Annotated in this window: 2 protein-coding genes; one reads left to right on the forward strand and one right to left on the reverse strand. The window is 57.4% G+C overall.

Going from position 1 to position 472, the window contains the following annotated elements; translation table 11 throughout:
• Nucleotides 1-190: hypothetical protein (locus tag M5C01_RS32795; protein WP_218586156.1), on the reverse strand; the 190-nt coding region annotated here is incomplete at its 3' end.
• Between M5C01_RS32795 and M5C01_RS32800 the strand changes: the two genes are divergently transcribed.
• On the forward strand, nt 181-471 hold the full coding sequence (locus M5C01_RS32800; protein WP_152742578.1) for a nucleotidyltransferase domain-containing protein: 291 nt from the start codon (nt 181-183) through the stop codon (nt 469-471). The genes M5C01_RS32795 and M5C01_RS32800 overlap by 10 nt on opposite strands.
• The last annotated feature ends 1 nt before the right edge of the window (nt 472 follow it).

Here is a 472-nt window from a genome sequence, read left to right on the forward strand (position 1 = left end):
ACCCGCGCAGCGAGGTATAACCGGTAGCGCGTGAAGATACCCAAGCCAGCACTGCCCATGCGATTTGACGGCAGATATCAATCACATTGGCCCCTTGATCCTGTTTATTCGCATCGCCGGACGCCAGGCAGGGTGTGGCCCAAACTGACAAGCAGAGACCGGATAATTGGGAGAACGACCATGAAGCCATCCATTGCTCTCCAGGTCCACCGCGACGATATCCGCCGTGTGGTCGCGGCACATCGTGCCAGTAATGCGTGCGTATTTGGTTCAGTCGCCCATGGTGATGATACTGACGACAGCGACCTTGATCTCCTGATCGATCCGACACCGGAAACAACGCTGTTCGACATTGGTGCCATCCGCCATGAGTTGCGTCGGCTGTTGGGCGTGTCGGTCGATGTGCTGACACCCAAAGCGTTGCCGGACAAATTCCGCGACACCGTACTGGCCGAAGCTGTGCCGGTATGAG

Origin of the sequence: Pseudomonas sp. MWU12-2319 (genome assembly GCF_023242525.1) — a bacterium.
Classification (GTDB): Bacteria; Pseudomonadota; Gammaproteobacteria; order Pseudomonadales; family Pseudomonadaceae; genus Aquipseudomonas; species Aquipseudomonas gingeri_D.

Excerpts from the sequence above, each read along its gene's own strand:
- M5C01_RS32800 (WP_152742578.1), top strand. The coding sequence starts at position 181 with ATGAAGCCATCCATTGCTCTCCAGGTCCACCGCGACGATATCCGCCGT.